Annotated in this window: 12 protein-coding genes; 7 read left to right on the top strand and 5 right to left on the bottom strand. The window is 61.6% G+C overall.

Features of this window, described 5'->3' with window-relative positions:
• The first annotated feature begins 53 nt into the window (after nt 1-53).
• The 4 genes from ACIQ17_RS28075 to ACIQ17_RS28060 all read left to right on the top strand — a co-directional run bounded on the left by ACIQ17_RS28075 (nt 54) and on the right by ACIQ17_RS28060 (nt 3,711).
• Nucleotides 54-524, top strand: a complete 471-nt coding sequence (locus ACIQ17_RS28075; RefSeq protein WP_398472666.1) for a DUF6163 family protein — start codon at nt 54-56, stop codon at nt 522-524.
• A gap of 60 nt (nt 525-584) precedes the next feature.
• Nucleotides 585-2,150 carry an AMP-binding protein gene (locus ACIQ17_RS28070; protein ID WP_398472665.1) on the top strand — a complete coding sequence of 522 codons (1,566 nt, stop codon included), beginning with the start codon at nt 585-587 and terminating at the stop codon, nt 2,148-2,150.
• 485 nt (nt 2,151-2,635) lie between these two features.
• On the top strand, nt 2,636-3,148 hold the full coding sequence (gene ldtR, locus ACIQ17_RS28065; RefSeq protein ID WP_211908875.1) for a transcriptional regulator LdtR: 513 nt from the start codon (nt 2,636-2,638) through the stop codon (nt 3,146-3,148).
• Nucleotides 3,149-3,531: 383 nt separating this feature from the next.
• Nucleotides 3,532-3,711, top strand: a complete 180-nt coding sequence (locus ACIQ17_RS28060) for a hypothetical protein (RefSeq protein ID WP_398472664.1) — start codon at nt 3,532-3,534, stop codon at nt 3,709-3,711.
• Nucleotides 3,712-3,832: 121 nt separating this feature from the next.
• Here the strand turns inward: ACIQ17_RS28060 and ACIQ17_RS28055 are convergent, their stop codons facing one another.
• The 3 genes from ACIQ17_RS28055 to ACIQ17_RS28045 form a co-directional block, all read right to left on the bottom strand.
• Nucleotides 3,833-4,174: a hypothetical protein gene (locus ACIQ17_RS28055; RefSeq protein WP_398472663.1), complete on the bottom strand. Its 342-nt coding sequence runs from the start codon at nt 4,172-4,174 to the stop codon at nt 3,833-3,835.
• Nucleotides 4,175-4,183: 9 nt separating this feature from the next.
• A complete protein-coding gene (locus ACIQ17_RS28050; RefSeq protein WP_398472662.1) occupies nt 4,184-4,456 on the bottom strand; it encodes a hypothetical protein in 273 nt (90 codons plus the stop codon).
• A 527-nt stretch (nt 4,457-4,983) separates the two neighbouring features.
• Complete coding sequence (locus tag ACIQ17_RS28045) at nt 4,984-5,340, bottom strand: PRC-barrel domain-containing protein (RefSeq protein WP_398472661.1); 357 nt, start codon at nt 5,338-5,340, stop codon at nt 4,984-4,986.
• Between the two features lie 244 nt (nt 5,341-5,584).
• Here ACIQ17_RS28045 and ACIQ17_RS28040 point away from each other — a divergent pair, with 244 nt between their 5' ends.
• The gene (locus ACIQ17_RS28040) at nt 5,585-5,749 is read left to right on the top strand and encodes a Flp family type IVb pilin (RefSeq protein ID WP_398472659.1); all 165 of its coding nucleotides are present in this window, start codon (nt 5,585-5,587) and stop codon (nt 5,747-5,749) included.
• Nucleotides 5,750-5,921: 172 nt separating this feature from the next.
• Here the strand turns inward: ACIQ17_RS28040 and ACIQ17_RS28035 are convergent, their stop codons facing one another.
• Together ACIQ17_RS28035 and ACIQ17_RS28030 are read right to left on the bottom strand one after the other, a co-directional pair.
• Nucleotides 5,922-6,200: a hypothetical protein gene (locus tag ACIQ17_RS28035; protein WP_398472658.1), complete on the bottom strand. Its 279-nt coding sequence runs from the start codon at nt 6,198-6,200 to the stop codon at nt 5,922-5,924.
• A gap of 313 nt (nt 6,201-6,513) precedes the next feature.
• Nucleotides 6,514-6,789, bottom strand: coding sequence for a hypothetical protein (locus ACIQ17_RS28030; protein WP_398472657.1), 276 nt, complete (start codon nt 6,787-6,789; stop codon nt 6,514-6,516).
• A 313-nt stretch (nt 6,790-7,102) separates the two neighbouring features.
• Here ACIQ17_RS28030 and ACIQ17_RS28025 point away from each other — a divergent pair, with 313 nt between their 5' ends.
• Nucleotides 7,103-7,327 (top strand): hypothetical protein, encoded by a 225-nt coding sequence (locus ACIQ17_RS28025; RefSeq protein WP_398472656.1) that lies wholly within the window; start codon nt 7,103-7,105, stop codon nt 7,325-7,327.
• Nucleotides 7,328-7,372: 45 nt separating this feature from the next.
• Complete coding sequence (locus ACIQ17_RS28020; protein WP_398472655.1) at nt 7,373-7,594, top strand: hypothetical protein; 222 nt, start codon at nt 7,373-7,375, stop codon at nt 7,592-7,594.
• The last annotated feature ends 334 nt before the right edge of the window (nt 7,595-7,928 follow it).

Raw genomic sequence — 7,928 nt, 5'->3', positions numbered from 1 at the left:
CCCGAGCGCCTTGTTCCATCTCAACACCCCGGCCGTCCAGCCCGAGGTGGCTCATGTCTGAGCAGACGCCCCGCGACGCCGCCGCGCGCGACCACGCCCTTGGCATGTCGGTGGCGGCCATCTCGGCGGAGCGCGTCGAGAGCGACGAGAATGTCTGGACCCGCCGCCTGGTGCTGTTCCTGCGCGTGATGGCGGTCGTCTCCATGTTGCAGGGCCTCTATCACTGGGCGCAGGTCACCGGCTTCGTCGGCACCGAGGACGAGGCCTTCGAGGCCCAGTCCATGGCCTGGCAGTCCGCCACCGTCTATTTCGCCGTGATCGAGCTGGTCAGCGCCGTCGGCCTCTGGCTGGCGACCCCGTGGGGCGCTGTGGTCTGGCTCACCACCGTGGTCTCCATGGCGGTGATCGAGCTGATGTTCCCGACCATCTATGGCGGCAATCTCATCGTGGTCGGCATCCAGGCCGCGTTTCTCGCAGCCTATCTTGCGCTGGCATGGATGGCGGCGCGGGAACGCCCGCCATAGGATGATATCGTCATAAGCGAAGACCGCACAGAACGGTCTCGCATCTACAGGGAGAACCAAGTGAGCCATCTTCGTTCCGGCGGCACCGTCGGCAGCCTTCTCGTCGGCGCCATCGCCCGCTATGCCGACCAGCCCGCCATTGCCGATGGCGACACGCGCTGGACCTATCGCGAATATGGCGATGTGGTCGCGCGCTTCATCGGCCTGTTCCGCAGCCTTGGTCTCACCAAGACCAGCGGCCTCTCTGTTCTCTCCGGCAACCGCGCCGAGACCTGGGCCGCCATTTCCGCCGCCGCGATCATGGGCATCCGCTACACGCCGCTGCATCCCATGGCCGCCGAAGACGACCACGCCTTTATCGTGGAAGACGCCGAGATCGACGTGCTGGTCGTCGAGGGCGGCAAGTTCGCCGAACGCGGCAAGGCGCTGAAGGCGCGCGTGCCGAGCCTCAAGCACCTCTATTCCTTCGGCCCTGTCGATGGCGTGCGCGATCTCCTCACCGAACTGCCCGCCATCAAGCCTGAGCCGCTGGTCGACGAGAGCCATGTCGACGACATCTGCTGGCTCTCTTATACGGGCGGCACCACCGGCCGCTCCAAGGGCGTGATGAACCCGCATCGCGTCGTCGTCGCCATGTGCCTTGCGATCATCGCCGACTGGGACTGGCCGCGCGACATTCGCTATCTCGCCGCGACGCCGATCAGCCACGCCGCAGGGATCACCATCTTTCCGGTGATGCTGCGCGGCGGTTTTACACGGCTGGTCCAGGGCTTCGACGCGGAGACCTATCTGCGCGTGGTGCATGAGGAGAAGATCACCGCCACCTTCCTCGTCCCCACGCTGATCTACGCCTTGATCGATGCGGAGGAGCTGCGCAGGAAATACGATACGTCGTCGCTCGACATGATCGTCTATGGCGCAGCACCGATGTCGCCGGATCGCCTGCGCGAGGGCGTGCGCATTTTCGGCAATGTATTCGTGCAGCTCTATGGCCAGACCGAAGCGCCGCAGATCATCACGACGATGCGCAAGATCGATCACGACGATTCAAAGCCCGGCCGTCTCGGCTCCTGCGGCCGCGCCAATCCGATGGTGGAAGTAAAGCTGCTCGACGCCGATCTCAACGAAGTCGCCATCGGCGCGCCCGGCGAGATCTGCGTGCGCGGCTCGCTGGTGATGGATGGTTACTGGAAGCGCCCGGATGCGACGGAAGACGTGTTTCGCGGCGGCTGGCTGCACACCGGCGACGTCGCGGTCAAAGACAGCGACGGCTTCTTCTATATCGTCGATCGCACCAAGGACATGATCATCTCCGGCGGCTTCAACATCTATCCACGCGAAGTGGAAGACGCCTTGATGGCGCATCATGCGGTGGCGTCGGCTGCAGTGATCGGCATTCCCGATGCGAAGTGGGGCGAGGCGGTGAAAGCCTTCGTCGTGCTGAAGAACGGCGCGAATAATTCCGTCGAGGAATTGCAGGCGCATGTGAAAGACAAGCGCGGCGCGCCGTGGTCGCCGAAGAGCATCGACTTCGTCGCGGAGATTCCGGTGACCGGCCTCGGCAAGATCGATCGCAAGGCACTGCGTGCGCCCTATTGGGGCGGGCAGGCGAGGGGCGTGGCTTAATCTCTCTTGTCCCGGACGCGGTGCGGCATCCTTTATGCCGCTCCGCAGAGCCGGGACCGTCGCAAACGCCGGCGTTTTTAACGGTCCCGGTTCTGCGAAGCACCGCTTCGCGCTGCATCGCGCCCGGGACACAGGGAAAATTCCTTCAAATTTGAGGAAATTTATCCGCGTTAACCCCGGTAACCTCCCGGTCACCCTAACAGGCCGGTGAGGAATCTTACCCCATTCTTTCGCATTTGAACGATCCTGTCCCGCATCCGGACACACCCGCGAACATGATGGCAACATCGACCTCACAGCGTGAATCAAAACCTGCAAAAAGCCCTGTTTTTGTAGACTTAATCGACGATTTACCCTCGCAAATTCATGTTCTCTTTATCGTCTTTTTTAGGCGCTTCTTCAAAGCCGCCGCTTAAGTTGGACCTATCAGACGGGACACAAGTTTCGTCGAATAAGTCGATAAAAACGACAGCAGGGGTAGTGTCATGATGAAGTCCGTTGCGACGGTGGAAAGCGTCGATCTCGTTCCCGGCCAGGCGCCGGTCCAGCCGCTCTATCTGGAAGCCCTGACGCTGGTGGAACGGCTGCATCGCCGTCTGCTCGACGTCATCAAGGACGAGTTCGATCGTCGCGGCCGTGCCGACATCAATTCGGTGCAGGCGCTGCTGCTCTACAATATCGGCGACAAGGAATTGACCGCCGGCGAGCTGCGCACCCGCGGCTACTATCTCGGCTCCAACGTTTCCTACAATCTGAAGAAGCTGGTCGAGCTCGGCTTCCTCGATCATCAGCGTTCGCGCGTCGATCGTCGCTCGGTCCGCATCCGCCTGACCCAGCAGGGCCAGGAAATCCGCCACATCGTCGAGGCCCTCTACGCCAAGCATGTGAAGACGGTGGAGCAGGTCGGCGGCATCTCGAACGAGGAATTCGCGACCCTCAACAAGTCGCTGCACCGCCTCGAGCGCTTCTGGACCGACCAGATCCTGTATCGCCTCTGATCTCGTAGGATGGGTAGAGCGAAGGCGCGCGAGCGCCGGAGCGAAACCCATCGGCCGAGTTTGCCGCAACGACAGACAGCATGGGTTTCGCTTCGCTCTACCCATCCTACGCCTCCAAGAACTTCGACCCTCCAAGTCGACACTGCCGCTAACGGAATTTTGCCCTCCGAAAGCAACGCCAAACTGCACGCAAGATGCAGATGGCTAATCACAACGACAAAGGCGCCCCGCAACGGGCGCCTTTTTCTTTTGGGAAAACGCAGCACGTGGGCTGCCCGAGGCGGACGGCTTCAATAAATACCGAATTGCAATATTGTTCAGCGGGCTTGAACCTATCGCGCGCTCGCCAGCCTAACGAGCTTCTGCCATCCAGGGAGGTCGATATGAACCTCACAGAAACAGTGCGCAGGTTTTTTGGTTCGGAGGCCGTCGGCCCTTCGAGCCTCGACTGGGAAGCTTTGATGGCCGAGCATGTCCGGCTGCTGCAGACCAACGGATACGACAGCGAAAAGCCCAAGAGCGCGCCTGTTGAGCAGGCACGATGTCCTGACGACATTCAGTGATGCGAGACATCCCGAACATGCCTCGCTGTTTCCTGCAGGATTTGCGTATCGGAGCGCGACTGCAGTCGAGGCATAGCCAAGCAGGTGGCGCGAGGCCCGCGGCCCCCGGACCTCGTCGCCATCAGGCAGCAGCTGCCAGACATGTTTCCTCTGTGCTCACCCCATCCTGCGCTTGCTGCGCATGAACGGAGCAGCTGCGCGGTCGATCGGCAGCGTCAATCGATGCTTGCCGCACGCGCGCCCGTCTCCGCGCGTCGCGTGTTTCGGCGTCGATACGGGCGGCCGCCAGCGTGACGCGGACGGTTTCCGGCGAGCCGCGCAGGCTCAGCGACTTGCCATATTTGCAGAGGATCGCGGCTTCGAGATGCAGGCGCTCGACGTCGCAGGCGTTTCGCGTATGGACGATCGTGTCCCAGTGGCCGTCCCAGAGATCGGCGGCAACCCGTTCGAAATAGGAGAACATGCGCGCGGGTCAGGCCCACTGCTCGGTCACCGCGCGGATGCGCTGCATGGCCTGCTCGTAGAAGACGTCGCGCTCGATCGCCTGAAGGCGCTGGCGGTTGCGGAAGGCGCTGAGGCGTTCCTGCATTTCCCGGCGGATGTCGATATCGCTTCGCTCAGGCTCCGGCGTGCGGTTCTGCACAACAGGCGCGCTCGGCACGAGCGGCGGCGAAGCCGCGCTTACGCCTTCGACGAAGGCCAGTGTGTCCGCCAACAGTTTGTCGCGTTCGCTTTGCCAGTCCATCGCTTCCCACCGAATTTCGTTTTCCGATGGGATCGAAGGTGGTGATTTATGGGTAACGGACCTTCACCAGAAAGCTCCAACAAGCTGATGGGTACATCAACGCTGATTGCTGGGGGCGCTCAAACGAACGAAAGCCCCGTCGGGGGAACGGGGCTTCCAGTCTGGGGACCGTGGGCGCTTGGGGGACCACCCACGTGAAGTAGACGTCCCGGACAAGGAAAGGTTCATCGCGGGACCAAAATAATTGCGCAGCAGGGAGATGGAGCGGCGAAGGGCGTTGGGGGTCGCAGTGCCAGCGCATATGCCGGGAACAGGTCAGATTGCCACGCGTACCGATGCGTTGCTGTCGCGGCGAGAAACCGGCAAAACCGCCGCATCCATCATCCCCGTTATGGCCGGTTGTCACCCGGCATATGCCTGCGGAAATGCCGGTGAGCCGGAAAGGTTTCGGCAGCGCACGCCGATCCCGTCCGCAAACGAAAAGGCCCCGGCGAACCGGGGCCCTTTGCATCAAACGACACGTGCCATCACACGAACGGCGTGCCGTAGTAGTCGTCCACCTTGCGGGCGCGGCCGGTGTCCTGCCAGTCCCAGTCGGCTTCGTTGCTATACTTCGGTGCGCCCTCGAGCTGGTCCTTGGTCACATTGGTGAGATAGCCGCCGAGCGCGGTGTCATACTTCAAAGCCTGCCACGGCAGCGGGTAGTGGTCTTCGCCGATGCCGAGAAAGCCGCCGAAGCCGAGCACCGCATAGGATGCCTTGCCGCTGACCTTTTCCAGCATCACGCGCTCGATGGAGCCGATCTTCTCGCGGTCGGCGCCATAGACGGCGGTGCCCTCGACCTTGTCGGTGCCGATCAGATTGCCGGTTTCACGTTCAGCCATGATGTCCTCCCTTGGCATGTGTGGCGGTGAAACAGGAAGTTATCGGCTTCGTTCCTGTCGATAGTGTCGCGGCGGCGAAAGAGGGCGGGCGGCGCTTCGCCCGCGTTGTCCGACGGAGGGGGACTGTTTCCGGACGTGTCCGAAAAGCTAAATCGATTGGTAAAATCTTAAATGCTTTTCGGCAGGTTCCTCGTCAGGGAACCGGCGATCCCGGTTGCCCGTTTTTCAGCACCAGGAGGGGATTTTGTTGGTTTTATTGAACCGTTTTCTCAAGGACGAACGCGGCGCCACCGCCATTGAATACGGCCTGATCGCTGCCGGCATCGCGCTGGCGATCATCGCAGTGGTGAATGGTCTGGGCACCACGCTCAACACCAAGTTCACCAGCCTCAATACGTCTCTGAAATAAACTCCCGTGGCTGGGGCATGCGGGGGCTCGCTTCGGGCGCTCCGCGTCGGTTGTTAGTTGTCGAGCGTGAACGATCATCTCTGCGCGACACGAGAAAGGCGCCTTCTCAGGGCGCCTTTTTCATTTGCTGCGGGCGCGCTGCCACTCATTGCACGTAGAATGATGCGGCCGGCTAGCTTTGTGGATCGCGGCTCTCCCGATCCTTGAGAACAACCGGCGTCGCGGTCTCGTCGTGGCCGCTGCGGCTGCTGTAGAACATCAGCGCCATCAGGCCGCAGCCGATCAGCAGCGAGAAGATGGTGCCGAGCGCCAGCGCGATCCAGCCATGGATCGACATGGTGACGTCTTCAGACGTCCACGCCATGGACGCCCAGACAACGGCGAAGACCAGCATCGCGAACAGGATGACAAGGAGCAGGGCTTGCGACAGCGAGAGTTGTTGGCGTGCCATATCAGCCTCCATGATCCCGACACCGTGACCGCCCACGGCGATCAGGGGCGTGATCGTTCCTTGAATATGGTGCGGGCAGGAGTATCTGACAACCATACGAGGAACGCCGCTATCCGCAACGCGTTGCGCATGAACAGAGGTTCGATGGCGTGAAATTCGACGGCAAGGATGAAGCCCGGGAAAACGAAGTGCTCGCAGCGATCGTCGCCGTGTTGCTCGCCGGTGCGATCACCTTCGTGGTGTGGGCGATCTTCGGCCAGAGTTCGTGATCATGGCGGGGAGGGCCGCGCCTGAGCGCAGCCCTCGTGCAGAACTACTTGTTCATGCCGCCCTTGGTCATCTGGCCATCGCCGTTCTTGTTGGCGCCGCCCATGTTCTTGCTGTTCGACATGCCGCTGGTGCCTGCATTGTCCCGTGTCATCGCGCCCTTGGGCTGATTGCCGGGCGCCATGCCGGCGCCGGGCGTCTTGCTCGGATCGGCGGACTCGCCGGTCATCGCTGCGCCGCCTTTGCCCTGGCTGGACTGTGCGGCAGCGAAGGTCGTCGAGAGCATCAATGCGCAGGCGGTACCAATAAGAAGCTTCTTCATGAGGGTCTCCGTCGGTTGTGGATGTCGTCGCGACAATTCCGCATCGATGGTGACGTTCCTGCATTCGAGTGACGCGCAGCAGAGATATTTCTTCGAGGATCTCTGGACAACAAATCGCGTCTCCATGCGCGCGCGAATTCGTTTGCGCTACGTGTGGCCCGCGGTGGTTCATGCGAACATGCTGTCCCCAGGCTGTCGCGCCTTGTTCTCATCCTCGCGGCGACGCCTTGCGGCCCCATTTCTGAAATAGCTTTTGCGTGATGGAACCAAGTTCCCCGGCACAACTTATCTCCGCATCATCGGAGGTCTCGTCATGCTGGTCGAACGCGGTCTGAAAGTGATGAATGTCGAGGCCGTGGGCGATGCCTATGCGATCGCGGCAAATTTCCTGAGACGGTCCGGCGCCATTCCGGACACCTACGTCACCAACGACCGGCTGCTCGAAATCATCGTGCAGATGTTTCACCGCGGCGAGGGCAACAAGCTCCGCCTTGCCAATCGGGCGATTGCCCAATTCCAGGCCACGCCGCCGAACTAGGTGGGCGTGGTGTTCAACGAAGCGCTGTCTAAGGGGAAAGACGACATGCAAATCGCCATCGACCGTATCATGCAGACCTACAATCTCATGGCCAATCGCGCCGAAGCCGCGAGCGACGAAGCGCGCACCAAGGTGACTGGCTATCTGCAGTCGCTGCTTGATGGCGGCGAGACCGACATGCACCGTCTCACCGTCTGCGGCCTGACCTATCTGCGTGAGCTCGATGGCAGCAACGATCCGGTGAAAGCGGGCTATACCGGCCTGTAAGTTTTCGGTCGCGTATTCAGGCCGGCCGTGCGGGTGATCCGCGCGGCCGGCTTTTTTGTGCGCGTGGACTTGGCACTAGCCTTGGCACTCTAAAATAGTTCACGATTTGTTCTTTACCTGAGGTTGTGTCTACGCTAGCCTCTTGTCGTCCTGCTCCACCCGAGAGGGGCGATCGCCATCGTCACGATTGCGGAGCGGGATGCGGTGGACGCCGAAGCTGCGGCGTCACGCGGGACATCGGGACTTCCGCCATCCGGCGGGAGATGCCGCCAGGCAGGACACCACTGCGGACGCGGCATTCTCCGGTCGGACGAAGAGGACCTTGATGCCCCGC

This window comes from Tardiphaga sp. (assembly GCF_044340795.1).
In the GTDB taxonomy this organism is placed as follows: Bacteria; Pseudomonadota; Alphaproteobacteria; order Rhizobiales; family Xanthobacteraceae; genus Tardiphaga.
This window is presented reverse-complemented; position numbering and strand designations above follow the sequence as displayed.

Excerpts from the sequence above, each read along its gene's own strand:
- ACIQ17_RS28075 (WP_398472666.1), top strand. The coding sequence starts at position 54 with ATGTCTGAGCAGACGCCCCGCGACGCCGCCGCGCGCGACCACGCCCTT.
- ACIQ17_RS28060 (WP_398472664.1), top strand. The coding sequence starts at position 3,532 with ATGAACCTCACAGAAACAGTGCGCAGGTTTTTTGGTTCGGAGGCCGTC.
- ACIQ17_RS28020 (WP_398472655.1), top strand. The coding sequence starts at position 7,373 with ATGCAAATCGCCATCGACCGTATCATGCAGACCTACAATCTCATGGCC.
- ACIQ17_RS28050 (WP_398472662.1), bottom strand. The coding sequence starts at position 4,456 with ATGGACTGGCAAAGCGAACGCGACAAACTGTTGGCGGACACACTGGCC.
- ACIQ17_RS28025 (WP_398472656.1), top strand. The coding sequence starts at position 7,103 with ATGCTGGTCGAACGCGGTCTGAAAGTGATGAATGTCGAGGCCGTGGGC.
- ACIQ17_RS28035 (WP_398472658.1), bottom strand. The coding sequence starts at position 6,200 with ATGGCACGCCAACAACTCTCGCTGTCGCAAGCCCTGCTCCTTGTCATC.
- ACIQ17_RS28030 (WP_398472657.1), bottom strand. The coding sequence starts at position 6,789 with ATGAAGAAGCTTCTTATTGGTACCGCCTGCGCATTGATGCTCTCGACG.
- ACIQ17_RS28045 (WP_398472661.1), bottom strand. The coding sequence starts at position 5,340 with ATGGCTGAACGTGAAACCGGCAATCTGATCGGCACCGACAAGGTCGAG.
- ACIQ17_RS28055 (WP_398472663.1), bottom strand. The coding sequence starts at position 4,174 with ATGTTCTCCTATTTCGAACGGGTTGCCGCCGATCTCTGGGACGGCCAC.
- ldtR (WP_211908875.1), top strand. The coding sequence starts at position 2,636 with ATGATGAAGTCCGTTGCGACGGTGGAAAGCGTCGATCTCGTTCCCGGC.